Below are 25,639 nucleotides of genomic sequence, written 5' to 3'. Positions count from 1 at the left end.
ACTACCTAGCCAAAACAAAGGGGGCGATTATAAAAGATTCTGATGCAGATGTCAGAACTAGATGCCTATGTTCGCTACTTTGCAGATAAACGCCCTTGTAGCCCCCCTGTGTGCAAGGCCAGTATGCGTATACCTTGAGCAAAGGCCTGTTGTTCAATCAGATCAAACAAGCCGTATAACATTTTGGCGGTATAAATCGGTTCGAGTGGAATCTGATAACGTTCTTCAAAACTCGCCATAAAGTTTAATAAACGTGGCGAGCTTTTGGCATATCCACCAAAACAATAATCATCTGTAATTTTCCAGTTGGTCTTTTGAGTCAACCCGCGAATCTGTTCAGATAAAAAAGTACCTTTTAATGCTGAAAACCCCAGAAGCTGCTGAGATTCAGCACTTGATTCAATTAATCCACTCAATGTACCGCCTGTTCCGACAGCGCAACAAATTAAATCGTACTGTTCTCGATCGAAATTGCTTAATATTTCTTTACTGCCTTGAATTGCCAGTGCATTGGTGCCGCCTTCAGGCACAATATAGGTATTTGGATAGTGCTGCATCAAGGCCTGAATAAATTCCGGCTGATCCTTCTGACGATATTGCGCACGTGAGATAAACTCAAGCTGCATACCCAAAGCCTGTGCAGTGCTTAACGTAGGATTGAGTGGACGATCAGCAAGCTCTTCCCCCCGTATGATGCCGATACTCTGAAAATTAAAGCGATGCGCAGCGTAGGCTGTGGCGGCAATATGATTGGAAAATGCCCCGCCAAAGGTCAAAATACGCGCACAGCCACGTTTCTGAGCTTCGATCAGATTGTACTTGAGCTTATAAAATTTGTTGCCCGAGATTTGTGGATGGATCAGATCAAGCCGTTTTACATCGAGCCGTACAGCAGCGGTGTCAATGAGCGTGTGATAGGGAATCTGTTGGGCCAAAGCATCAAACATAAATTAAAGTGAATTGGGGTGGACGGGTTGCCAGCGATAAAAGGCATGTGTGGCCAATGACAGCATCTCATGATCTTCAATGGTATCACCATAAGCATAAATCGCAGCATAAAGGCTTAAATCATAATTGTCCAAGATACGTTGCTTTTTGACTTCACGGCTACAGTCGCCGTTTTTATAAATTCCCGTAATCTTGCCATCGATGGCATCGACTTCACTGCAAAGCAGATCAAGGCCATATTGTGCACACCACGGTTTTAGATAGACATCCATAGATGCAGACACCACCACGACACGATCACCTTGTGCCAAATGCCACTGAATACGCTCTAATGCCTGTGGACGGATAATCTGTGGCAAATAGCTTTGGCTAAAGCTGAGTCCTTTTTGCTGAAGTTCGTTTGCATCAAGCCCTGCAAAGCCCAGCTTGAAAATTTTTGAGCGTAGTACCGTACCGCGAATCAAATTTAAGCGATAACCCAGAATGTAAGGAGCAAGTAAAAACTTTCCTTTCTTCATTCTGGATGCCGGAATGGTTTGAAAAATAAAAGGGGTATAAGAATCGGTCGAGGTAATGGTGCCGTCAAAATCAAAAAAAGCAATGTTATTCAAATCAGGCCTTTGGTTTTATTTTATTGTTGGGCAAGCGAGTTTAACCCAGAAATAGGGTGAAATCACCAACGTGGTTGATCCTCATGGTGTTGAGGTATCAACCGATGTAATGACCGACATGCCGGGGCGTAAACGGGCAAGGCCATCCTGATTCGGATCGATGGCAATCCTTACCGAAATGCGCTGAACCACTTTGGTAAAGTTACCTGTGGCATTATCTGCTTTGAGTACACTAAACTCTGAGCCGGCAGCCGGTGAAATCTGTTCGACATGCCCCGTAAATTTTTGATGATCGAGTGCATCGACAGTAAAGGTTGCCTTTTGGCCAATCCGCATTTTCGCGATCTGTGTTTCTTTAAAGTTGGCAATTACCCAAGTTTGTTGTGGAATCAGATACAACAACTGAGAGCCTGCTGCAACATATTGTCCAACACGTGGCGTGACTTCACCTAACTGACCATTCATTGGTGCGCTAATGATGCTATAGTTTTGAGTGGTTTTGGCTTGATCTAGCTGTGCCTGAGCATTGGTGACTTGAGCCTGTAAACCCACTTGGGCCACTTGTGCTGTTTTTAATGCTTCTTCGGCGACTTTGACGTTGGCTTGTGCTTTTTTGAGTGCAGCCAGATCATTCTTTGCAGTTGCCGCAACTTGATCGCGTTCAGAGCGTGAGACTGCGCCGCTGTCGCCAAGTTGTTGATAGCGTTTTAACTGATCGACAGACAGTTGATACTGGGCCTGAGCCTGATCGACCTGAGCCTGAGCTGCTACAATATCGGCCTGCCGCTGGGCAATGGTTTGAGTCTGGTTGGCCAGATTGTTTTGTGCCTGTTCGACAGCCGATTGTGCCTGTGTCACTTTTTGGGCGTACGTGGTCGCATCGATATAAATCAGGGGCTGACCTTTTTTGACCGTATCAAAATCTTTAACCAGTACCGTTTTAATGTAGCCATTGATTTGAGAAGACAATACGGTGGTTTTACCCTTCACATAACTGTTATCGGTCTGTTGTAAAGCGGTTTGAAACGGCCCAATTTGCCATGCCCACATGATCAAACCAATCCCAACCAGTAAAACGAAAAACATGAGAATCAAAGTCGATTTTTTGGTTGGAATCAGCTTTCCTACGCTGGGGACTTGTTTCAGCGGAGAAGGCGAAGCCCCCGAATTCTGTTCGGCATTAGCGGGCGGTGGATGAGACTCGCCCGATGCAGATGAATCAGATGAATTTGGTTTTTGCTCGTCACTCATAAATAGTCTCGGAATTCAAAATGAAGATGAACGTTGAGCCGCGATTCGCTCTCGGTAAGCCAAGTATTTGCCCCATAAAATATTACACACGCCCCATAAAAACAGCACGATAGCCACAATACTATTAAAATTAATCACATCATTGTAAGCACGCACCTGCGCTTCACGATTTGCGGTTTGTGACAGCGTTTTGACGGCCTGAAGCTGATCAAGCGTTGGGTCGGTAATCGAGGGGGTAAATTTAGCCTGATACTGACTCAGGCGCTGTGCCACAATGGGATCGGTTTGTGTCAGATTTCGATTAATGTCCATCTGATAAATTTGTGTCTGATGCTTTTGATAGGTGTTATAAAATGAAGATCCAACCAATCCCCCAAAATTTTGTGTCGCTGAAAACAGCACAATAAACGTGACTACATGGCTCGGGCCTTCTTTTAAGGCGCGCCCAAAGCCAACCAGCAGCAACGGCCCGATAAATAAGCCATTGGCAAAGGCAATTAGAAACTGACTGTGAAAAAAGTTTTGGGGGCGAATATCGCTGGTGAGATGTGCATCGAGTTTGCTGGCCACCAAAATTAAAAATGAAGCCAAAACCAGATGCAAAATCGTACGTTCTCTGGAAAATGTCACTGCACTAAATACAACACCTGCCAACATTCCGAAAAAGATAATCGTGTACAGGCCCACAAATTGATCTGGACCCATTCCGACAGTTTTCAAAAAGTTGACTGCTGCATAACTTTGTTCTGAGAGTAAAAAACGCAGTGCAAAAGCACCAAAAATAAAACGTAAAACCCCCGCTGTGCCCAGCCAGCGAGTCATTAATAATGGATTGGTACGATGATGCTCGTAATAAAAACCCAGTACCAGCAGTATAAAACCACTCATAAGTACATAGGCCAGCCAAGGCGAATCAAACCACCACAACAAAGGCCCTTGGGTGAGAACAGCGCAAAGACAGGCAAATCCGGGCGCAAGCAGTAAAAAAGTATAAATGTCTTGGCGTTCAAATACGGCTATTCGCAAACTACGCGGTAATTTAAGCGACACCACCATGGCATAACAGCACACAGCCAGTCCAAGTTCAAAGGTATAAAGCACCGTCCAGTTGTTTACTGTCACCAAAGCGGGTGAAATAATCCACGCCAGTGGTACGCCAAGTTGCCCAAAGCCAAATCCGATATATAAGCCTTTGAGCCGATGTGCATTACTAAAGCCTTGCATGATGTAATACATGCCAAGCGAACTTAGCGGCGCTGCCACCATCCCGCTAATAAAACGCACAAAAATAGCCATGTGATAGTTCTGCACAAAAATATGCAAAATCATCACCGCAATAAACGCCAACAAACCGATTTCGGTAAACAGTCTCAGCCCATATTGTTGTCTGGCTTTAAACAAGATGAGATTGGAGCTGACATTGGCCATCACATAGGCCGCTGGTAGCCATGCCGATTCGACAGGTGTCAGGCCATATTCACCTTGTAGCTGTGGTAAGTTGGCAGTGATAAAACCATTACTCAAGCCTGCGGTCAGCGCAATAAACGTCCCGATAATAAAATACAAATACCGTTTATGTGTAGGATGCGCAATTGAGGGCGGTGAACCAGGAATGACCGGGCGTTCTTCATCGGTCCAGTCCGGTGGCGTTTCGAGATAACGTGGTGTCTCAGCCATGTTGCACCTCGTGTTTGACGATGATGCCATTGAGCAATAATTCGATTACACGGCTGGCCAAACGAACTTGTTCGCTTTGATCGTGTCCGCGAAAACAAGAAGATAGCATGGTAATAATGCTGCGATAATCTTCAAAACTAAAATCTGATCGGCATAACTGCTGTGCAACCGCACGATCAATTAGGGGCTGGATAATCATTTTATGCTGGGTAATCAGCTGTTGTACTGTGGGGTCGGAATAGTCCAGTACTCGCCAGTATTCCATCAGCACAGACAATTGATTAAGGTGAAATACATGACTTTGAATGAGCAAAATCAAACCATCGGGTGATTCATAATAGGGTTTGGCTCGATGTTCAAGTGCCTGCAAGGCCTGTTCCAACAAGGCATAAATCAGCGCTTTGCGGTCTGCAAAATTTCGGTAAAACGTAGCGCGTCCGACATGAGCATGATCGATGATGACCTGCAACGGCACCATCATGCCATGCAGTTTAAACATCTCGATTGCGGCCTCGAGCAAATCTTCGCGATTTTGAGCGGCGCGTTTCACGTGTTTACTCATGGCACGACCAAGGAAAGGGGATGAAACTATTTTACGGACATTTTTGTCCGTACTAACAGCACTTGTTTGAATAAGTTTTGTAATAATTGATTACTTTTAGTTATCTATAATTAAATAATTCATGATTATTTATTTTGTTTTAATCCCCGTATAGTCAGGTTATCTCTTAATGAAGCGTAAAGAAATGACCACAAGACATGACATAAATCAGCAGCAATATCAAAATAAATCAAATGCTTATTTAAGTAGTGCAGTACATGCACAAGGTGATGAGTTTAAAAAAATGCAAGCATTGATCCAGCAGAATAGATTGAAAACTGTTTTGGATTTGGGCTGTGGCGGTGGGCATGTTACTTATCAGCTTGCACCCTATGTCGATGAAATAACGGCCTATGATTTAAGCGATGAAATGGTCACAACCGTGCTTCATGAGGCACAACAACGCCAGTTATTTCAGGTAAATGGACAGCAAGGGCCGGCAGAAAAGCTTCCGTTTGAATCAGAACGTTTTGATGCGGTGGTCAGTCGCTATTCGGCACATCACTGGCAAAGTGTACCTCAGGCCTTAAATGAAGTTTGGCGGGTACTTAAACCCCATGGCAAAGCAGTATTCGTTGATATTTTAGGCCATGCATCGCTTTTACTCGATACATTTTTTCAAAGCATGGAAACCTTGCGAGATCCGAGTCATGTACGAAATTACAGCTTAGGCGAGTGGATAAATTTTGCCGAAAATGCCGGATTTGCTATTGAGACTGTAGATCAACAACAGCTTCCACTTGAGTTCAGAAGCTGGGTAGAACGTATGCAAACGCCTCTACATGCAGTTGAATCGCTTCGCTATTTACAGCAGCACACCACAGACCAAATCAAAAATTACTATCAAATACAAAATGATGGTTCTTTTGTCAGCCCTGTGGTGTATTTGGTACTCAGCAAAATCAAATAAATCTGCTAAAATACGCGCCTGATTTTTATAGAGTCTCCGGTCTTGGATAGCTTAATACCACTTTTTTCGATTGCTGCTGCATTGATGTTGGGTGCCATGAGTCCTGGCCCGAGCTTTATTTATGTAGCTCAGAACTCAATTGCAAAATCGCGTAAGCATGGATTATTTACGGCCTTAGGCACGGGGACGGGCGCAGCAATTTTTGGATTTTTGGCCGTGATTGGCCTACAGGCGGTTTTGTTGGCAGTTCCATCTGCCTATCTGGTATTGAAAATCGGGGGCGGGTTATATCTACTTTGGATGGCATACAAAATTTTAAAGCATGCCAAACAGCCAATGGATACACAAAGTGCTGTAGTCTCTAAAATGACCTATTCAAGTGCCTATCGTTATGGTTTATTAACGCAGTTAAGTAATCCAAAAATTGCGGTGGTGCTGGCCAGTGTTTTTACTGCTTTATTGCCAAAAGACATCCCTAGTTATTATTACGTTGCTTTGCCTGTGATTTGTTTTGTCATCGATGCCGGCTGGTATTCTCTAGTTGCATTGTTATTGTCTTCGGAAAAACCACGTACACTATACATCAAGGCCAAAACCCTGATCGACCGTGTGACTGGCGGTATTGTGACCCTACTCGGGCTCAAAATGTTGTTCTCAAGCCGCTAATAAGTTTAAATTTTTATGAGATCAAGCGCGATAGATTCGCGCTTTTTTTGTATCAATTACGATTCAAAAATATGTTGGTTATAAATTGAAATAGATAAAACATTCCACTTTGTTTTAAACATGCTAATCTGAATAAAATAACAAAGACAATGGAGGATATAATGGAAAAATTATCCGCTGTCGTTGTAGGTGCTGTGCTGCTCTTTGGACTCACAGCCTGTAATATGAAAGACAATATGCGCCCGCCAAAAGCTGAGCGTGCCATGAGCATAGCGGGTATGCCCGTCTATGAAAAAGACTATAAACTATCTCAAGAACTTGCTCTAAATCAAAGCGCTGTGCAACGTGAATAAGACTATCGGGCTTTCAGTTATGCAGGATTGAAAGCCTTTTTAACATTAAACTGATCAATTATGAAAGCACCATAAGTTTAAACTTATGGTGACTTCTGACCAGTTAATATTGGCGACTTAAACGCACATATACCATGCTATCCAGTTTTTGCTCATTGACTCAAGTTTTATACGTCGAAAGCAAAATACTGGTTTCACTGTTGTAAATTCCTGAAATATTTCGAATTCTTTCCAGCGCTTTATCAAAGCTTTCCAGTGAATCAGATTTTAATTCGACCAAAAGATCCCATTTACCATTGGTGGTGTGCAGGCGTTCAACCGCTGTTTCTAGGCGTAATTCACGAATCACCGACTGTGCCTTGGTGCCTTCCACCATGATATTGGCCCACGCCCGAATAATATTATTTTCAACATCTGGACGAAAACGCACCGTATAGCCCGCAATAATTCCGGTGGTTTCCATGTATTCAATTCGCTTTTGTACCGTAGCTCTCGAGACGCGTGTTTTGGCCGCCAGTTCGGTAATCGACATTCGGGCATTGTCTTTAAGTAAGCCTAAAATCATTTGGTCAATATTATTCATTTTGCTAATGACTATAATCAATTTGATAAAAAATAATTCATTTTAGTCATTAAGACAAATTTTCTGTGTCAATTTGATTGTGAATAATAGTGCATACACAAAACGCCAGATCATCTGAGACGCAGTCAAAAGCTGTATAGATGATTTAAAGAGGCGTGGCTACGTTATCTTCGATGACCTAGATGACGATACGTGAGCCAACAGGAACAAAGTCAATTAAGGAAACCGTGATGTCTTTATCATATGCAGATCAAACCAATGGTGCATGGCAAACCTATCTCACGCAAATCGATCGCGTGGCACCATATTTGGATGCGGATTTAAGCAATTTTGTTAACACCTTAAAAAGTCCAAAGCGGACTTTGATTGTCGATGTTCCAATTGTGATGGATGACGGCTCGATTCGCCATTTTGAAGGATATCGTGTTCAACACAATTTATCGCGTGGGCCAGGTAAAGGCGGGATTCGCTATCACCAAGATGTCGAACTGAATGAAGTGATGGCGCTTTCTGCGTGGATGACCATTAAAACTGCGGTGGTGAATTTGCCTTTTGGTGGTGCCAAAGGTGGCATTCGAGTCAACCCGAAAGAGCTGTCACCACGTGAGCTTGAACGCCTGACACGCCGTTTTACCAGTGAAATTAGTCCAATTATTGGGCCTCAAATTGATATTCCTGCACCGGATGTCGGCACCAATGCCGACATTATGGGCTGGATGATGGACACCTATTCGAGCATCAAAGGTCATACCGTAACCGGTGTGGTGACAGGCAAGCCGGTGCATTTAGGTGGATCACTGGGTCGTGTCCGTGCGACAGGGCGTGGTGTGTTTATAACCGGAATGCAGGTTGCTGAGCGAATTCAATTGCCAATTGCAGGCAGTAAGGTTGCGGTGCAGGGCTTTGGTAATGTTGGCAATGAAGCCGCATATTTATTTAGCCATGCACAGGCCAAAATTGTGTGTGTACAAGACCATACGGGCACCATTTACAATGCCGAAGGTTTAAACGTGAAAGAGTTACAAAAGCATGTGACTGAACACGGCGGCGTAATGGGGTTTGCCGGCGCGACTGTAATTGATGATGAAGCTTTCTGGACAGTGGATATGGATATTCTGATTCCTGCCGCATTAGAAGGTCAGATTACAGTAGAGCGTGCAGAGCAGCTCAAAGCCAAACTGGTGCTTGAAGGTGCTAACGGCCCAACGTATCCAGAAGCAGATGATGTATTTGTTCGCCGTGGGATCACCGTGGTACCCGATGTTATCTGTAATGCTGGCGGTGTGACCGTGAGTTATTTCGAATGGGTACAAGACTTGTCGAGCTACTTCTGGAGTGAAGACGAAATTAATCAGCGTCTGGACAAGCTCATGATTCAGGCCACAGCCGATGTTTGGAATACTGCTACTCAAAAAGGGTGCAGCCTGCGTACAGCAGCTTACATTTTGGCCTGCGAGCGTATTTTAAAAGCACGTAAGGAACGTGGCATTTTCCCAGGCTAAATAGCGCAATACATCGTGATGACTCGGGGCTTGAGCATCAGGCCAAGCCCGACTAAAAAACAGGAAGTGAACATAATGAGTAATCTCGCAATCACCCGTAGTAATTTTAATGACTGGATGGTGCCAGTATTTGCCCCTGCAAATTTCATTTTGGTTCGTGGTGAAGGCTCGCGTCTTTGGGATCAAAACGAAAAAGAATATATCGATTTTGCAGGTGGTATTGCGGTTAATGCACTGGGGCATGCGCATCCTGTTGCGGTGAACGCACTGACCGAACAGGCTCAAAAACTTTGGCATGTGGGCAACGGTTATACCAACGAACCAGTGCTAAATTTGGCACGTCAATTGGTCGAAAGTACCTTTGCCGATAAGGTCTTCTTTTGCAACTCAGGTGCAGAGGCCAACGAAGCGGCACTAAAGCTGGCACGTAAAGTCGGCATGATGAGCGGTCAGGCGCATAAAAACCAGATTGTGGCTTTTAAAAATGCCTTTCATGGTCGTACCTTATTTACCGTGACCGCAGGCGGTCAGCCAAAATATTCGCAAGATTTCGCGCCACTTCCAGAAGGTATTCAGCACACAGCTTTTAATGACTTAGACGCTGCCAAAGCGCTGATTAATGAACATACCTGTGCGGTGATTGTTGAACCTATCCAAGGTGAGGGCGGTGTAGTGCCAGCAACACGTGAATTTTTGCAGGGGCTACGTGAGCTATGCGATCAGTTTGGCGCGGTCTTAATTTTTGATGAAGTACAAACTGGTGTTGGACGTACTGGCTCGCTTTATGCCTACATGAATACAGGTGTTACGCCTGATATCCTGACCACGGCAAAAGCATTGGGAGGTGGATTCCCAATTGGCGCGATGCTCACCACCGATCATTTTGCCAATATGTTTGTGGTCGGTGATCATGGCACAACCTATGGCGGTAATCCTTTGGGCGCTGCGGTGGCCAGTGCAGTCTATGGGTTTGTCAACACGCCTGAGGTACTGCAAGGCGTCAAAGACCGTCATCAACATTTTGTTGCTGGGCTTAACACCATCAATGAAAAGTTGGGACTCTTTAAACAGATCCGTGGTGAAGGTCTGCTTTTAGGCTGTGTACTCAAAGACGAATATGCAGGCAAAGCCAAAAATATCGTGACCTTAGCGGGCGAAGAAGGTCTGTTGGCTTTGGTGGCGGGTATGGACGTGGTTCGATTTGCGCCGTCGCTGATTATTCCATTTGAAGATATCGATGAAGGTTTAAATCGTTTTGCACGCGCATTAGCTCGTCTTTAAGTCAAAAGCGAATCTGATCATGATGATTGTGAGACATGCTGCACACCGAGACTTAGATGATATTTTTCGGTTGGCAGGGCGGGCAGGAGAGTCAGGTATTGGCCTGACCTCACTGCCACAAAATAAAGAAATTCTGGCGGCTCGCATTGACCGTACCACGCGGACACTCGATGGTTTAGCTGAAGCCTACGAGGCCAGCTATTTATTTGTACTTGAAGATACTGCGCTTGGAAAAATTGTTGGGGTAAGCGCAATTGAGGTCGCGGTTGGCCTCAATGAGCCGTTTTATAATTTTCGCGTTGCCAAACAGGTACATGCTTCAAAAGAGCTTAATGTATATACCGCGCTCGACACGTTGTTTATGAGCAATGATTATACCGGCTGTAGTGAGCTGTGTACCTTATTTCTCGATCCAGATTATCGTAAAAATCAAAATGGCAAATTTCTTTCCAAGGTTCGGTTCTTGTTTATTGCCGCATTTCGCTCACTGTTTAAAGAAAAACTGATTGCAGAGATGCGCGGTTATTCCGATCAAAATGGACACTCTCCGTTTTGGGATGCCTTGGGATCGCATTTTTTTCATATGGATTTTGCCACAGCAGACTATTTAAGTGGGGTGGGGCAAAAAGTCTTTATTGCTGAGTTGATGCCACGCTTTCCGGTTTATGTGGCGTTATTACCCGAAGCAGCACGTCACGTGATTGCTCAGGTGCATCCGCATACCTTACCCGCAGCAAAGGTGTTGATGACCGAAGGTCTACAGTATCAAGGTTATGTTGATATTTTTGATGCAGGGCCAACGCTTGAAGCGAATACTTCAGATTTACGTGCAGTGAAAGACAGCCGCTACGTAAGCGTTGTGATTTCAGATCACGTTTCGGTTTCAGAGCGATGCTATTTGGTCGCCAACGACGATTATCACCATTATCGGGTTTTACTGCTTAAGGTCGCACTAACCGATGAGCACAGTATTTGTCTGACCCCAGAACAGGCAGCAGCTCTTCACGTGACCGAGCAGGATCAGGTTCGTGTTTTAGTATTAGATCAAATGGAGAATCAACAATGACAACAGGCGCACTTGCCATCAATGGAACATGGCGACAAGGATCTGGTGCAGTGATGACCAAAACTGACCCGATCAGTAACGAGTTAATCTGGCGCGGATATGAAGCAACTGCCCAAGAGGTTGAAACAGCATGTCTGGCGGCACGTGAGGCCTTTCCAGCATGGGCACGTTTAGGTCTAGAAGCCCGCATTGAAATAATTGAACGTTTTGCAGCATTACTTGAGCAAAATAAACAGCATCTGGCAGAGGTGATTAGCCGTGAGACCAGTAAACCGCGCTGGGAAACGCTCACCGAAGTCCAGTCGATGATTGCAAAAGTGGCTATTTCAGTTCGTGCATATCATCAACGCACCGGATTTACCCAAACTCAAATGCCGGACGGTGTTGCATCGTTACGCCATAAGCCACATGGTGTTTTGGCGGTATTTGGTCCCTATAATTTTCCGGGCCATTTACCCAATGGGCATATTGTACCAGCTTTAATTGCAGGTAACACTCTTGTGTTTAAGCCAAGTGAACTCACGCCTTGGACTGCCGAAGAGACGGTTAAGCTTTGGTACGAAGCGGGTTTGCCTCAGGGCGTACTTAATTTGGTGCAAGGCGGACGAAGCACGGGTGAGGCGCTTGCCGCAGCAACGCAAATTGATGGGCTGTTATTTACCGGTAGTGCATCAACAGGCTATCAGCTACATAAGCAACTGGCAGGTGCACCTGAAAAAATTCTGGCGCTTGAGATGGGCGGCAATAATGCCTTGATTATTGATGACGCTGTCGATCTGGATGCCGTCGTCAATCTGGCGATTCAGTCTGCATTTGTTTCTGCTGGGCAACGTTGCACCTGTGCGCGCCGTATTTTGGTCAAATCTGGACCACAAGGCGATGCCTTTATTGCCAGATTTGTGCAGGTGGCCAAGCAGTTGGTGATTGGGCCGTGGGATGCACAGCCACAACCGTTTATGGGTGGCGTGATTTCATCTGCCGCTGCCGACATGATGCTCAAAGCGCAAGCCAAACTGATTGCGCTAGGTGCCAAGCCACTGCTTGAAATGACCCGACCAGATGAACACAGTTCGCTATTAACGGCGGGTATTTTAGACGTCACGCAGGTTTCAGATATACCAGATGAAGAATATTTTGGCCCGCTCACCTGTATTTATCGTTATGAGCAGTTTGATGAGGCCTTGAGTCTTGTCAATGCCACACGATTTGGCTTGGCGGTAGGTTTGGTTTCACCTTCTCGCGAACTGTTTGAGCGCGTACTGATTGAAGCGCGGGCCGGTATTGTGAACTGGAATAAGCCGTTAACGGGCGCTTCAAGTGCAGCACCGTTTGGTGGTGTGGGGGCTTCGGGCAACCATCGTGCCAGCGCATTTTATGCGGCGGATTATAGTGCATGGCCAATGGCATCGCTAGAAAGTGAACAGCTCACATTACCAGAGAAATTATCACCGGGCATTGTGCTCTAGTACGGACTGCATAACACCTAAAAGGAAGAAAACATGTCGGGTTATGAAATTAATTTTGATGGATTGGTGGGCCCAACCCATCATTATGCAGGATTGTCATTTGGCAATGTCGCATCGACCAACAACCGCAACAATCTGTCTAATCCGAAGCTGGCGGCGCAGCAAGGCTTACTCAAAATGAAAGCCTTGGCCGACTTGGGCCTTAAGCAAGGTGTGTTTGCGCCCCAAGAACGCCCGCATGTGCCTACGCTTCGCCGATTAGGCTTTAGTGGAAGCGATAGCGACGTCATTGCAGCAGCAATGCGCGCCGCACCAGCGTTATTGTCTGCGCTTAGCTCGGCCTCTTCGATGTGGACAGCCAACTCATGTACCGTTTCGCCATCGGCCGACAGTGCAGATGGACGTGTACATTTTACCGCCGCAAACCTAAATAATAAGTTCCATCGTTCAATTGAGCACCAGACAACCAGCCGAATCCTACAAGCAATGTTCAATCATGATGTATATTTCGCGCATCATGAAGCATTACCTGAAGCGGCCTTGTTTGGTGATGAGGGTGCTGCCAACCATAATCGTTTGGGCGGTGCCTATGATCAGGCAGGTATTCAGGTATTTGTATACGGTCAGCAGCAACTCGGCGGTACCGTTGCACCCAAAAAGTTTCCGGCACGTCAAACCCGTGAAGCCAGCGAAGCAATTGCACGCCTACATGGTTTGCATGCCGACCGGACAGTGTTTGTACAGCAAAATCCTGAGGTGATCGATCAGGGGGTATTTCACAACGATGTGATCGCTGTGAGTAATCAGCAGGTGCTGTTTCATCATCAGCAGGCGTTTTTAAATCAGTCACATGCGCTTGCAGAAATTCGTGAAAAGATGGCTGCCATTGGGCAAGACTTTGTTGCGATTGAAGTACCTGAGCAACGTGTATCGGTCCAAGATGCGGTCTCGACCTATCTGTTTAACAGCCAGATTTTAACCCGTCCAGATGGTGCAATGACACTGGTGGTGCCAGAGGAGTCGCGTCAAAATGCGTCGGTGTGGGCTTATCTGACAGATTTGCTGCAAATGGGAACACCAATCGATCAAATCAAAGTCTTTGATTTGAGAGAAAGCATGCGTAATGGCGGTGGACCTGCGTGTTTGCGTTTGCGCGTGGCGCTAAATGATGCCGAATTGGCAGCGGTTAATCCGAACATCATGATGAATGATGCATTGTTTAGCACGTTAAATCAGTGGGTTGAGCGTCATTATCGGGATCGACTGGCGCAGGATGATCTGGCCGATCCACAGCTATTAATCGAGAGCAGAACGGCTTTAGACGAGCTGACTCAAATTTTAGGATTAGGTTCGGTGTATCACTTCCAGCGCTAACACATGGCACGGCAGACTTTAAAGGATGAAAGCATATGGTTGATCTATTGGCATTGACACTCACGCAACGTGAGCCTGAACAAGACACAGGTGAATCAGCAGGATTTCACTGGCAGTGGTTAGGCGAGGGATTGCTGCAGTGTACGCCTGTTTCGGGTTATGAAAAAACCATTTTGCTTTCTGCCGGAATTCACGGTAATGAAACGGCCCCAATTGAATTGATCGACAACATACTCAAAGATTTATTTGCTGCAAAACTGATGCTCAAGCATCGGGTGTTGTTTGTTTTGGGGAACCCGGAGGCGATCCGTCAAGGCGTACGTTATCTTGAAAATGATATGAACCGGATGTTTTGTGGCGCTCATGAGGCACTTGCAGTAGATGTAGAAACTCGCCGTGCAGCTGAGCTTGAGCACATCACATCGCATTTTTTTCACACTTCAGATGTGCAGGCCAAGGCTTATCATTACGATTTGCACACTGCGATCCGTGCCTCGCGATTGCCTCTCTTTGCTTTGTTTCCATATCAAAGCCATCCCTATGATGCAGCATTGCTTGCACAGTTGGATGCAGCCGATCTGGATGCACTGGTTTATCACAATAGTTTTGGCAAAACCTTTACCCAATTTACTGCAACGCATTTTCAAGCAGCCAGTACCACGCTCGAACTAGGTAAAGCCAAACCGCTTGGACACAATGATTTATCTGAGTTTGATCCAATTGATCAGGTGCTGCGTGCCATTTTAAGCGACACGGTTTTACCTGTGCGACATAAGCCTGCAATACGCGAATTTAAGGTGGTGACTTCGATCATCAAACACAGTGATGATTTTCAGCTTCAACTTGCGGCAGATGCACCCAACTTTTCGACTTTTCAAAAGGGCGAGGTGCTGGCGATACAGTCAGGCGAAAATCAAATCGTTGAACACGAGCATGTCTGGATTTTATTTCCAAACCCTCAGGTAAAAAAAGGCTTACGTGCCGGACTGGTGTTAGAGGAAACCACACAGCACAAAAAATAACTCGTCAGAGGTCAATCAGTCAGGAATAGACATTCATGGAGTATGAAGATGGAGATTCATTAAACGGACGTTGAAACCCAGAACGCGGATGAAATGCCCGGTGGGCGGTATATACAGCAAGGACATGTTGTCAAAAAAATAGTTGGAGTGAATGTGGATGAGTAATGACAATGAAAAGACATTGCAGGCAGGCGGATTCCTGAACGAGCAATCAGGCTATCAAGATCGAAGTAGCGCACAAACCAGTGCGATCGCCCGAGATCACGATACAGGAAAGCCCTTAAAGCGTGCTATGACCAAACGTCATCTGGTCATGATTTCATTGGGTGGTGCCATTGGAACGGGGCTTTTTTTAGGTTCGGGCGATGTGATTTCACAGGCAGGGCCGGTGGGAGCTATTTTATCGTATTTGCTCGGTGGCGTGATTGCCTACATGGTCATGCTCTGTTTGGGGGAGCTTGCGGTGCATATGCCGGTGTCGGGTTCGTTTGGTGAATATGCCAGAACGTACATTGGCCCGGGAACAGGCTACATGATTACATGGCTTTACTGGCTGACATGGACCGCCACACTGGGAACCGAATTTACTGCGGCGGCTTTACTGATGCAGGAGTGGTTTCCTTCAGTTTCAATGTGGACATGGACCCTGATTTTTGCAGGGTCGATCTTTACACTGAATGTCAGCTCTACTCGATTGTTTGCAGAATCGGAATTTTGGCTGTCCTTGGTGAAGGTGCTCACCATTATCTGCTTTATTGGTTTAGGACTTGCCGCCATTTTTGGGGTGATTTCTTATCATGGGCATGAATCTGCGCCGCTATTTAGTAAATTAACCGAACATGGCTGGTTTCCTAATGGTGTTTTCCCCATCTTTGCCACAATGCTCATTGTCAATTTTGCCTTTTCGGGCACCGAATTGATTGGTGTGGCAGCAGGTGAGGCTGAAAATCCAGCTCAAACCGTACCTAAAGCCATCAATGCGGCGATTTGGCGGTTATTAATTTTCTTTGTTGGCACAATTATTGTGATTTGTGCATTGCTACCGTATGAAATGGCAGGGCTAAATTCAAATAGTGTCAGCAACAGTCCATTTGTGACGGTATTTAACTACATCGGCATCCCTTATGCCGAAGATATTATTCGTTTTGTGATTATTACCGCCTTACTTTCGGCAGCCAATTCTGGCTTGTTTGCGGCATCTCGTATGATGTGGTCATTGTCGGCCAAAAATCAGCTTCCTAAAGTTTTCAAAAAGCTCACTGCTTCAGGTACACCGATTGTAGCTATTACGGTCACTATGTTTGGTGCCATTCCGGGTCTGCTTTCTGAACATTTTGCACCCGAAACCATTTTTAAAAATCTGCTAGGCGTGGCGGCATTTACCATGGTGGTGGTGTGGATTTCAATTTGTGTGTGCCAGTTTAACTTTCGTAGACAATGGATCAAATCCGGTAAAACCGCTAAAGATCTAAAATTTGCGGCGCCGCTCTTCCCACTTACGCCGATATTGGGCGGGGTATTTTGTACCATTACCTGTATCAGTATGGTGGCCGATCCTTCAATGCAAGTTGGATTTGTGTGCTGTATCTTGTTTATTGCAGCTTGCTATGCCAGTTACTTCTTCTTTTATAAAGAAAAAACATCAATGTAATTCAAAAAGCTGCCTGCATTTATGGCGTCAGTTGTAAATGTCACTCCAAACAAAAGCCAGTCTAGGAATAGACTGGCTTTTGAACGGATCTTGATTCAGAATTATGAGGAATGAGGTGCAGTAGCAGTGGTTTTGCCGAGTTCATCCGAGGCTGTTTTTTTACCGAAATGCAAGTGATTAAAAAAGAGATTAAGTAATACCGCAGCCAAACACGTGATACTAATACCAGAGTGAAATAAGGTTTGAATTGCGTTTGGCATGGCATGGAAAAATTCAGGACTGATGAGTGGAATGAGGCCAGCACCGAGTGATACAGCCACGATAATCATATTGGATTGAACCTGATAATCGACTTTAGACAGTGTACGAATACCACTGACGGCAACACTACCAAACAGTACCAAACCCGCACCGCCCAGAACCGGCATTGGAATAGACGCCACCAAGCGACCAAATACCGGCAGTAAGCCAAGTACCACTAAAATTGCCCCAGCACTTGCCACCACAAAGCGGCTTTTCACGCCAGTAATGGCAACCAGACCGACATTTTGAACAAATGCACACTGCATAAATGCCCCAAAAAATGGTGCAATCGCAGAGGAGAGCATATCTGCACGTAGGCCATCGGCAATACGGGTATTGTCTACTTTGGTTTCGACAATTTCACCAATTGCCAGCAAGCTCGCCGTGGTTTCGGTCAAAATGACCAGCGTTACAATACACATCGATAAAATTGCTGGCCATTCAAATACAGGCATACCAAAGCCCAGAATATTCGGTAATGCCACCCAAGCGCCCTGACTGACTTTGGAAAAATCTGCCAGTCCTAATGTAAATGCCACGACAGCACCAAAAACAATCGCCAAAAGTACCGCCAAACGACGTATTGCGGCAGAACCGAATTTGGTAATCAGGAGTAAAAACACCAGTGTGATGCCTGCGAGCCCCAGATTTTCAAGCGAACCCCAGTTAGGCGCTTTAGGATTACCGCCCATGATCCAGCGAATCGCGACAGGTAATAGTGAAACTCCAATAATGGTGATAATCGAACCCGTCACAATCGGTGGAAAGAAACGAACAATTTTGGAAAAAAATGGTGCAATCACCACACCAAAAATTGAACTGACGATAATTGCACCAAGAATGGACTGAAAGCTCCCTCCATTTGCACCAATTGCGATCATACTTGCAACGGCAGCAAACGAGGTGCCTTGCACGATTGGCAGTTTAGAGCCAAACCACTTCACGCCAAGGGTTTGAAGCAAAGTGGCTAAGCCAGCCACTAAAATTGAGGCTGTAATGAGCAGGCCAATATCGGCTTGAGATAACCCAATACCAAGACCAACAACCAGCGGGGCTGCAATGAGCCCACCGTACATCGTGAGTACATGCTGGAAGCCATAAGTCAGATTTTTAGCCAGTCCGAGATGCTCGTGCTCTGGCGATGATGCTGTCGGATTCGTGTTCATATCAGGTGCTTCGGTTCTTGATAGAGTTTCAAGAAATTTTGCAACATGCATGCCACGCATCCGCACTTCGTAATTTCATAAATTTTGAAATAACGAAATTGATATAACCCAACTCGTTTATAGGTTAATCTTTAAAGTGCACAGGAATCCATTGATAGCTTTTTCCATCTGCCGAATACACATGCCCAATTCCCGGAAAGGGTAAATGTGGTGCGGCGATGGTTTGTCCATTTTTGGCAAAATCTGCAAATTTTTTTAAGCGTGTTTGAACAGCTTGTTGTGGGTTGATGTCATATTCAATGGCTGTTTTTGGTCGATCAAACTGCACCGTATGCGAGTGAACAATATCGCCAATAAATACCACGGTTTCGCTATCAGTTTTAAGGGCATAGCTAAAGTGTCCCGGTGTGTGACCTGCGGTACTGATCACCTTAAAGCCTTGGATTTCGTCGCCAAGCTTATAGGTCTTAAAGCGTTGTTTCGCTTGATACGGTGCCAGCGCTGCTTTGATTTTTTCGACAGTACCCAAGTAGCCTGCACGTTTGGCTTCTGGCACTTTGCTGGCCTGCTTTGCATCTAACCAATAATTGGCTTCATCTTGTGAAGCATATACGATGGCATTTGGAAAATTGGCAGTGCCGTTTTTACTGATACCGCAAACATGATCGGGATGTAAATGAGTCAGCAAAATGGTATCGACCTGTTCAGGCTGGTATCCCGCTGCTTTTAAATTGGTTAAAACAGAACCTAAATTATTTCCTAAGCAACTGGCGGCACCACTATCGACCAGTACCAGCGATTTTCCAGTATTGACCAAAAATGCATTGACTGAGGTTTGAACGCCTTTCTCTTGATCGGCATAGTATTTCTTTAAAATGTCATGTACTTGTTGCTGTGGAATATCTTTAAACAGCGTAGGTGACATAAAATTTGTACCGTCGAGCAGGGCGGTGATTTGAACATTGCCTGCTTGATATTGGTAATAGCCTGCGACTTGTTTTTGTGGAGTCGGCATAGACAAACTTGCAGCCTGTAGTGTGGAAATTGTACCCAAAACAAGGCTGGTCGCTATAACTGTTGATCTTAATAATGTCATGAGCATTCTTATAAAAGTAGATATACGTAACTTTGTTTTAGCATGACCAATACTATTTTGCATTTAATTTTCAACAAGCACATAGCTGTACTTCGTAGGAAATTGAATCTAAATCCCGATTTGGAATTTTGATGTAGCACTGAGGTTCAGTTTTCATCTGATTGGATAAAGAATTGGACAATTCGGATAGAGCTTTCGCTTAGAAATAGATTTAATCAAGTCGTGATCAAAATCGATAACAAGGTGAAGGAACGAATGAAGACGATACATGTGGATGACATCATTAATCAAAATAGATTATCACGCTTGCAAAAGCAGGTATTGATTTTGAGTTTTTTAATTTTTTTCTGTGATGGATTAGATACAGGAATTATTGGATTTATTGCCCCTGCATTACTAGACGACTGGGGCATTAGTAAACCAGCACTTGCTCCAGTTTTAAGTGCCGCTTTGGTTGGAATGTCTATCGGTGCAATAATTTCCGGACCGATATCAGACCGATTTGGTCGTAAGGGTACGATTTTAGTCAGCACATTTTTATTTGCGTTATTTTCTGTTTTATCAGGATTTGCAACCGATACCACTCAACTGATGATCTACCGTTTAATGACAGGCTTGGGTTTAGGTGCGGTCATGCCAAATATCAGTACGCTTGTATCTGAGTATATGCCTGCAAATCGCAAAGTTTTTCTAACCAGCATCCCGGGTTGCGGTTTTTTATTGGGTATTTCAAGTGGTGGACTCATTTCAAGTGTATTTCTTGAAACGATAGGGTGGAGAATGATTATGGTAGTTTGTGGTATCTTGCCACTTTTACTGCTAATGGTCCTGTTTTTTAAATTACCTGAATCAGTTCGCTTTTTAATTAAACACAATCAATTAATAGCAGCACAGAAAATTTTAGAAAAAATTCAGGGATCTGTAATTGATCTAACACGCCTCGCAAATGTTGTCGATACGACTTCCTCACAATCGATTCGTCCTGTTCAGTTTTTATTTCGTCGTCACTTAAAGATTTCCGTATGCCTTTGGCTGTCATGTTTTATGAGTCTGCTGGTATTTTATCTGTTCACAAGTTGGATGCCGACCATTTTAAAAACATCGGGTTTAAGTACAGAACAATTTAGTCTAATTGCTTCCGTTTTTCCAATTGGCGGAGCAATTGGGGCTGCGATTATTGGCTGGTATATGGATAAGATAAATCCACATCGAGTCATCAAAAGTGCCTATTTGATTGCTTTTATTCTGTTTATAACGGCAAGTTTTATTCATTCAAATCTATTTTTACTTAGCCTCACCATTTTACTTACAGGTGCTATGTTGGCGGGTGCTCAGGCAGCTTTACTACCTCTGGCAACGATTTCATATCCAACTGAGTGTAGAGCAGTTGGTGTATCGTGGATGCATGGAATCGGACGATTAGGAGCAATTTTTGGGGCCTTTACAGGATCGCTAATTTTCCAATTTAGTTTTTCATTGGGCGAAATTCTGTTGATCTTGTCTGTACCTACCTTTATTGCTTTTTTGGGACTTAATCTTCAAAGTGATCGACATAACAATAAAGCTGAAATTGTGACTTAAAGGAGAAAAATATATGGACTTATATTTCTCAGATATTGAAGAGCGTAATCGACAATATAATGCCAGAAACTCAGTCGCTGATTTTGAAAACTGTATGCAGATCTATCGTCAATTGGCCGAGCAGGCCAAACAACGTGTTGTAGGACTATACGATATTGCATATGGAGTTTCTAAGCAGGAGAAACTGGATATTTTTCCAAGTGTTTCACAACCAGCTCCAGTATTTGTTTATATTCATGGTGGATACTGGCGGGCTCAGTCTAAAGATGATGCTTGTTCCATGGCAGAAAATATGGTCAAACATGGTATTTCTGTGGTGACAATCGAATATAACTTATGCCCAACATTTACTTTATTTGAGATCGTGAAAGAAATACGTTCTGCAATAGCTTGGCTATACAAAAATGCGCATCGGTATGGAATCGATGCTGAACAGATTTATGTCTGTGGCAGTTCAGCGGGTGGGCATTTGGTGGCTATGCTTTGGAATGATCAATGGCAGCAGCATTTTGATGTCCCTAAGAATGTTATTAAAGGCGTGGTGGCTTTGAGTGGATTGTTTGACTTAAAACCACTTTGCGATATCGACCAAAATCAATGGTTAAAACTCAATATTGAACAAGCCGATCGACTTAGTCCTATTCATGATCTTCCTCATCCTTCAACAGCAGCGCCTTTGTTATTGTCAGTTGGTGAACTTGAGACACAAGGTTTTAAAAATCAGACTTTGAATTTTTATGAGACTTGCATAACGCAAGGTTATTCTCAAGTGGCGTATTTGAAAGATAAAGGACATAATCATTTTGATATTGTGAACACACTGGCTGAGCCAGATTCGGATTTATTTCGTGCTGTGAAACAAATGATTCAGACCAATGCCAAAGCGTAAATAAAATCTAATGCAAATAAAAAAAGCTGGAAAACTCCAGCTTTTTTTGTTTGGTAAAATTAAGACACTTTATCGCCCGGTTTTGCACCGCTGTCTGGTGAAATTACCCAAACACCGTCGCCATTACCCGCAGCTAAAACCATACCGTTAGAAATACCAAAACGCATCTTACGTGGTGCAAGGTTCGCCACCATCACCACCAGTTTGCCTTTTAACTCTTCAGGCTGATAAAACTCACGAATCCCGCTAAAGACATTGCGCGGTTCAGCTTCGCCGACATTTAAAGTCAATTGAAGCAGCTTGTCTGAGCCTTCAACTGTCGCAGCGTCTTGCACAAGTGCTACACGAAGGTCAACTTTCATAAAGTCTTCAATACCGATAGTGCTGGTATTAAGAGCAGCTTCACCTACTTTTGGTTCAGATTTCTTCTCGACTTTCTTCTCTTTTTTCTTTTCCGCTTTTGGTGCTTCTGCTGTAGCAGCCAACGAGTCTTTAGATGCATCGACCATCGCAGCCACAGCTTTCGGATCTACACGTTGCATGAGTGGTTGGAACTGTGCAATTTCGTGTGCAAGCAAGATTTGCTGACGTGATGCAAAATCAAAGCTTTCAAGTTGTAAGAAAGCCTGAACTTGCGCCGCAAGTGTTGGCAGCACAGGAGACAGGTAAATCGCAAGCTGACGGAATAAGTTAATCCCGACTGAGCAAACGTCATGAACTTGTTGTTCTTGACCCTCTTGCTTCGCAAGCGCCCACGGTTTTTTCTCATCGATATATTGGTTGGCTTTGTCGGCCAGCGCCATAATTTCACGAATTGCAGCGCTAAACTCACGCGCCTCGTAGGCTTGTGCAATAGAGTCGCCTGCATCGATAAAGCTTTGTACCAGTTCTGGTTCTGCACAGTTTTCAGATAGGGTATTGTTAAAGCTGCTATTGATAAATTTGGCACAGCGGCTAGCAATGTTGACCACTTTACCGACCAAATCAGAATTTACTTTTTGTACAAAATCATCCAGATTCAAATCTGAATCTTCCACTTTGTCCGAAAGTTTCGATGCAAAGTAGTAGCGTAGGTATTCTGGATTCAGGTGCTGTAAATAGGTTTCTGCTTTAATAAAGGTACCGCGTGATTTCGACATTTTCTGACCATTGACCGTCAGGAAACCATTAACGAATAAACCACTTGGAGTACGGTAGTTGGCACCTTCAAGCATTGCCGGCCAGAACAGCGCATGGAAGTAAACAATGTCTTTGCCAATGAAGTGATAGACTTCGTTTTGGCTGTCTTTTTTCCAGTAATCATCAAAGTTGAGCTCTGGGCGCTTGGCTTTGATGTAGTTTTCAAAGCTCGACATATAGCCAATTGGCGCATCGACCCACACATAAAAATACTTGTTAGGTGCACCTGGAATTTCAAAACCAAAATACGGCGCATCGCGTGAAATATCCCAGTCGGCTAAACCTGCTTCAAACCATTCATCTAGTTTGTTGGCAATCGATACTGGCAAACGGCCTTCGTCACGTGTCCATTTTTGCAAGTATTCACCAAAGTTAGGTAACTTAAAGAAGTAATGATCTGACGATTTTTCAACGGGTGTTGCGCCGCTCAAGGTTGAACGCGGATTAAGTAATTCGGTGGCATTGTAAGTGGTGCCACATACTTCACACGCATCACCATATTGGTCTTCTGCTTTACATTTTGGGCAAGTGCCTTTAATAAAACGATCTGACAAAAACATTTGTTTTTCAGGATCGAAAAGCTGAGTGATCGGGCGAACGGCAATATTGCCTGCTTCACGGTTTTTAAGGTAAATATCTTCAGAACGTGCTTTGTTTTCAGTGCTGTGCGTCGAGTCGTAATGATCGAAATGTACACCAAACCCGTCAAAATCGCGGATATGTTCTTTTTGTACATTGGCAATTTGCTGTTCTGGCGAGATTCCATTGGCTTCGGCACGTAACATGATTGCCGTACCATGAGCATCATCCGCACATACGTAGGTCACATCATGGCCCATTGCACGCATGGCACGAACCCAAATATCTGCTTGGATATAACCGAGTAAGTGGCCCATATGGATGGGTCCATTGGCATAAGGGAGGGCGTTGGTGACTAAAATTTTACGCACGGATTGGATTCTCTCATTCGTATTCATAAGACCGATGATTCTAACTGATGAACCCGAGAAAACAAAGCAAGGCATGGCTTGACAGAGAAGGGAAAATTAAAAAAGAGCACTTAGATGAAGTGCTTAAAATAACTCAAGCCTGCGAGCAGGCTTGAGGGAGATCAATCGAGAGGTGAATGACTTAGAACTGATAACCCGCAGCGACGTAGTAACCCCAGCCGGTACTGTTTTGTACAAAGTCGCCATTACCCCAGTTGGCAACCGCGCCGTCTTTAAACTGACCGCCATTGTGGAAGTAACGCGCAGCAGTGAATAAACGCAGATGCTTCATGTTATAAGAAAAAACATGCGTTGAAACCAAAGCTTCATTGGTGCGGTTCGGGTCTTTATCGCCAAGTTTCGAACCAAAGTCATAGTTGGTAAAGGTGAAATAGTTGAGTGATGCGCCATTATTAAATGAATAAAGCGGATAGAAAAACTGAACCTGTAAACGTCCGCCATCATCTGAAGTATATGAGTTTGGCGCGCCGTAGTTTTCCCATTGCTGTTTTGCAAACACGTTTACATTCATACCAAGTTTGGTGTGGGTGTCAATTGAGGTACCCAAACCATAGTACAAGGTATTTTGGGTGTTATTCGAGTGACCACCAGCGTCTACGATCCAGTCAGTTGCAAAGAACCAGTCTTTAAATGGCCCAACAGAGAGATCTTTACCGGTTAAACGATTGAACGAAACTTTTGGCTGGTTTTCAGCAAAGAGTTTAGAACCGTCTTTGTCCCAAACCCCTTTAATGTTGTCGTTACCACCAAAATATTTTGGCGCATCGAAATAGCCATACCAATCGATTGGACCAGTCTGACCATAATACTCAAGCTCAAGATAGGCATTTTCTACTGTTTTTGGCGAAAATTTGACATCATTGCTATAAATACCCCAAAGTGTAGCATTCACACCAGCATTGGCCTGTTGTACACCCAGCAATGTTGCTGCAGCTAAAAATACAGTGCTTAACGATTTAAGAGACATTATTAGAACTACTCCAACATCATAAATTTTTAGACATATCGCACTATGTCTAAACAAAAGATTCTTTAGAAAAAACGAACGCAAAAGACCTAAGCAATGAATATGCCACTCTACTGGCATGGGCTCGGCTACACTGACCGTGAATTGCGTAATCTTGGTGGACGCGATTTTATGTTATTTTGATGCAAAGTTGTTAAACTTTGTAATTAAAGGTGCTGTAAGATGATTTTTAAAGAATAAATTTTAGATTTATTATTAAATAATTCATGTTTTTAATTTTATTTTTCATCATTAAAAAGTCTAAAAATTTTATTGAGACTCAGCATATCTGCTGTGTATCGTTTAGTTTTTTTAATCAACGTCGCAATGATTCAATCGATTACATCGTGAAAGCAAGATATAGCTTCCTCGCTATGAAAAGTTGACCATTTGGTGCATTTTTTCAAAAGTTGATCTGTAAGGTGGCACAACAACGAAGTTGAATTA

General features: G+C 44.2%; 22 protein-coding genes. 12 read left to right on the top strand and 10 right to left on the bottom strand.

Translation table 11 applies throughout. The features are described 5' to 3' along the window. Positions 1-74 precede the first annotated feature (74 nt). From L2096_RS07655 to L2096_RS07635, 5 genes are all read right to left on the bottom strand, one after another. A complete protein-coding gene (locus tag L2096_RS07655; RefSeq protein WP_004945603.1) occupies positions 75-947 on the bottom strand; it encodes a 1-aminocyclopropane-1-carboxylate deaminase/D-cysteine desulfhydrase in 873 nt (290 codons plus the stop codon). Between the two features lie 3 nt (positions 948-950). After that, on the bottom strand, positions 951-1,559 hold the full coding sequence (locus L2096_RS07650; protein WP_048763376.1) for an HAD family hydrolase: 609 nt from the start codon (positions 1,557-1,559) through the stop codon (positions 951-953). Positions 1,560-1,640: 81 nt separating this feature from the next. Next, a complete protein-coding gene (locus L2096_RS07645) occupies positions 1,641-2,810 on the bottom strand; it encodes an HlyD family secretion protein (RefSeq protein ID WP_004935071.1) in 1,170 nt (389 codons plus the stop codon). 15 nt (positions 2,811-2,825) lie between these two features. After that, the gene (locus L2096_RS07640; protein WP_004935073.1) at positions 2,826-4,487 is read right to left on the bottom strand and encodes an MFS transporter; all 1,662 of its coding nucleotides are present in this window, start codon (positions 4,485-4,487) and stop codon (positions 2,826-2,828) included. Beyond that, the gene (locus L2096_RS07635; protein ID WP_250365180.1) at positions 4,480-5,049 is read right to left on the bottom strand and encodes a TetR/AcrR family transcriptional regulator; all 570 of its coding nucleotides are present in this window, start codon (positions 5,047-5,049) and stop codon (positions 4,480-4,482) included. The genes L2096_RS07640 and L2096_RS07635 overlap by 8 nt, the downstream gene beginning before the upstream one ends. A gap of 184 nt (positions 5,050-5,233) precedes the next feature. Between L2096_RS07635 and L2096_RS07630 the strand changes: the two genes are divergently transcribed. The 3 genes from L2096_RS07630 (at position 5,234) to L2096_RS07620 (ending at position 7,017) form a co-directional block, all read left to right on the top strand. Beyond that, the gene (locus tag L2096_RS07630; RefSeq protein WP_250365179.1) at positions 5,234-5,998 is read left to right on the top strand and encodes a class I SAM-dependent methyltransferase; all 765 of its coding nucleotides are present in this window, start codon (positions 5,234-5,236) and stop codon (positions 5,996-5,998) included. Between the two features lie 84 nt (positions 5,999-6,082). Further along, positions 6,083-6,664: a LysE family translocator gene (locus L2096_RS07625; protein ID WP_088459361.1), complete on the top strand. Its 582-nt coding sequence runs from the start codon at positions 6,083-6,085 to the stop codon at positions 6,662-6,664. A 161-nt stretch (positions 6,665-6,825) separates the two neighbouring features. Next, the gene (locus tag L2096_RS07620) at positions 6,826-7,017 is read left to right on the top strand and encodes an NF038215 family lipoprotein (RefSeq protein WP_151746467.1); all 192 of its coding nucleotides are present in this window, start codon (positions 6,826-6,828) and stop codon (positions 7,015-7,017) included. Between the two features lie 160 nt (positions 7,018-7,177). Here the strand turns inward: L2096_RS07620 and L2096_RS07615 are convergent, their stop codons facing one another. After that, a complete protein-coding gene (locus L2096_RS07615) occupies positions 7,178-7,600 on the bottom strand; it encodes an Lrp/AsnC family transcriptional regulator (RefSeq protein ID WP_250365178.1) in 423 nt (140 codons plus the stop codon). 227 nt (positions 7,601-7,827) lie between these two features. Between L2096_RS07615 and L2096_RS07610 the strand changes: the two genes are divergently transcribed. The 7 genes from L2096_RS07610 (at position 7,828) to L2096_RS07580 (ending at position 16,962) form a co-directional block, all read left to right on the top strand. Beyond that, a complete protein-coding gene (locus tag L2096_RS07610; protein WP_171063738.1) occupies positions 7,828-9,102 on the top strand; it encodes a Glu/Leu/Phe/Val family dehydrogenase in 1,275 nt (424 codons plus the stop codon). A gap of 75 nt (positions 9,103-9,177) precedes the next feature. Beyond that, positions 9,178-10,383, top strand: a complete 1,206-nt coding sequence (locus tag L2096_RS07605) for an aspartate aminotransferase family protein (protein ID WP_004935099.1) — start codon at positions 9,178-9,180, stop codon at positions 10,381-10,383. A 19-nt stretch (positions 10,384-10,402) separates the two neighbouring features. Further along, positions 10,403-11,449 carry an arginine N-succinyltransferase gene (gene astA, locus L2096_RS07600; RefSeq protein WP_149930120.1) on the top strand — a complete coding sequence of 349 codons (1,047 nt, stop codon included), beginning with the start codon at positions 10,403-10,405 and terminating at the stop codon, positions 11,447-11,449. Then, the gene (gene astD, locus L2096_RS07595; RefSeq protein ID WP_250365177.1) at positions 11,446-12,915 is read left to right on the top strand and encodes a succinylglutamate-semialdehyde dehydrogenase; all 1,470 of its coding nucleotides are present in this window, start codon (positions 11,446-11,448) and stop codon (positions 12,913-12,915) included. The genes astA and astD overlap by 4 nt, the downstream gene beginning before the upstream one ends. 33 nt (positions 12,916-12,948) lie before the next feature. Continuing rightward, a complete protein-coding gene (gene astB / locus L2096_RS07590; RefSeq protein WP_250365176.1) occupies positions 12,949-14,289 on the top strand; it encodes an N-succinylarginine dihydrolase in 1,341 nt (446 codons plus the stop codon). A 35-nt stretch (positions 14,290-14,324) separates the two neighbouring features. Next, the gene (astE, locus tag L2096_RS07585; RefSeq protein WP_250365175.1) at positions 14,325-15,311 is read left to right on the top strand and encodes a succinylglutamate desuccinylase; all 987 of its coding nucleotides are present in this window, start codon (positions 14,325-14,327) and stop codon (positions 15,309-15,311) included. Between the two features lie 157 nt (positions 15,312-15,468). Continuing rightward, a complete protein-coding gene (locus L2096_RS07580) occupies positions 15,469-16,962 on the top strand; it encodes an amino acid permease (RefSeq protein WP_048763393.1) in 1,494 nt (497 codons plus the stop codon). A gap of 101 nt (positions 16,963-17,063) precedes the next feature. On the opposite strand, the gene L2096_RS07575 is transcribed toward L2096_RS07580, so the two are convergent. Together L2096_RS07575 and L2096_RS07570 are read right to left on the bottom strand one after the other, a co-directional pair. Further along, positions 17,064-18,431 (bottom strand): nucleobase:cation symporter-2 family protein, encoded by a 1,368-nt coding sequence (locus L2096_RS07575; RefSeq protein ID WP_040053965.1) that lies wholly within the window; start codon positions 18,429-18,431, stop codon positions 17,064-17,066. 124 nt (positions 18,432-18,555) lie between these two features. Beyond that, on the bottom strand, positions 18,556-19,533 hold the full coding sequence (locus L2096_RS07570; RefSeq protein ID WP_502801293.1) for an MBL fold metallo-hydrolase: 978 nt from the start codon (positions 19,531-19,533) through the stop codon (positions 18,556-18,558). Between the two features lie 249 nt (positions 19,534-19,782). On the opposite strand from L2096_RS07570, the gene L2096_RS07565 reads away from it, so the two are divergent. Then, a complete protein-coding gene (locus tag L2096_RS07565) occupies positions 19,783-21,108 on the top strand; it encodes an MFS transporter (protein WP_104124686.1) in 1,326 nt (441 codons plus the stop codon). 13 nt (positions 21,109-21,121) lie between these two features. Then, positions 21,122-21,997 (top strand): alpha/beta hydrolase, encoded by an 876-nt coding sequence (locus tag L2096_RS07560; RefSeq protein ID WP_104124685.1) that lies wholly within the window; start codon positions 21,122-21,124, stop codon positions 21,995-21,997. 59 nt (positions 21,998-22,056) lie between these two features. Here the strand turns inward: L2096_RS07560 and metG are convergent, their stop codons facing one another. Both metG and tsx read right to left on the bottom strand, forming a co-directional pair. Next, positions 22,057-24,126: a methionine--tRNA ligase gene (gene metG / locus L2096_RS07555; protein WP_250365173.1), complete on the bottom strand. Its 2,070-nt coding sequence runs from the start codon at positions 24,124-24,126 to the stop codon at positions 22,057-22,059. Positions 24,127-24,307: 181 nt separating this feature from the next. Then, the gene (gene tsx / locus L2096_RS07550; RefSeq protein WP_250365172.1) at positions 24,308-25,153 is read right to left on the bottom strand and encodes a nucleoside-specific channel-forming protein Tsx; all 846 of its coding nucleotides are present in this window, start codon (positions 25,151-25,153) and stop codon (positions 24,308-24,310) included. Between the last annotated feature and the right edge of the window lie 486 nt (positions 25,154-25,639).

Source organism: Acinetobacter sp. ACZLY 512 (assembly GCF_023614015.1).
Taxonomy (GTDB): domain Bacteria; phylum Pseudomonadota; class Gammaproteobacteria; order Pseudomonadales; family Moraxellaceae; genus Acinetobacter; species Acinetobacter soli.
Note: the sequence above shows the minus strand (reverse complement) of the source record. Positions and strands in the feature narration are given on the sequence as shown.